This is a genomic window from Actinomyces sp. oral taxon 849 str. F0330 (genome assembly GCF_000239715.1).
Lineage (GTDB): Bacteria > Actinomycetota > Actinomycetes > Actinomycetales > Actinomycetaceae > Actinomyces > Actinomyces johnsonii.
Map to the genome: position 1 here is coordinate 1 of NZ_JH470407.1, position 744 is coordinate 744.

Here is a 744-nt window from a genome sequence, read left to right on the forward strand (position 1 = left end):
CGCCCGCCGCGGCGCCGGGCAGCCGGCGAACCGACCGGAGGCGCGGTCATGAGCGTGTGGGATGACATCGTCGGCCAGGAGAACGCGGTGGCCGCCTTCAACGCCGCGGCCCTGGCGGCCCGGGAGACGGCCGGGCAGCGTGAGGCGAGTACCCCCGGAACCGCCTCCGCACCCCCAGACAACGCGGGGAGCGGGGGAGCGGACCGCCCGGCGGGGCTCGCGATGAGCCACGCCTGGCTCGTGACCGGCCCACCCGGATCGGGCCGCTCGAATGCTGCCCGCGCCTTCGCAGCCGCCCTGCAGTGCACCGGTCCCGTGCCCGGCTGCGGACAGTGCAAGCCCTGCCGCGACGTCATGGCCGGCTCCCACCCCGATGTCGTGCGCCTGACCACCGAGAAGCTCATCATCACGATGGACGAGGTCAAGACCCTCATCGGTGAGGCCCAGCGCCGCCCCTGGACCGGTCGCTGGCGCGTCATCCTCGTCGAGGACGCCGATCGCATGGCCGAGCGCACCACCAACGTCCTGCTCAAATCCATCGAGGAGCCGCCGCCCCAGACCGTCTGGCTGCTGTGCACCCCCAGCGCCGACGACGTCCTGCCCACCATCCGCTCGCGCTGCCGCCTGGTGACGCTGCGGATTCCGCCGGCCGACGCCGTCGCCGAGCTCCTCGTGCGCCGCGATGACGCGGACCCCGAGCTGGCCGCTCGAGCGGCTCGGGCCAGCCAGTCGCACATCGGGCTC

1 protein-coding gene is annotated in these 744 nt (G+C 74.1%); it reads left to right on the top strand.

Going from position 1 to position 744, the window contains the following annotated elements:
- Window positions 1-48 precede the first annotated feature (48 nt).
- Window positions 49-744: DNA polymerase III subunit delta' (locus HMPREF0975_RS14375; RefSeq protein ID WP_009234969.1), on the top strand; the 696-nt coding region annotated here is incomplete at its 3' end.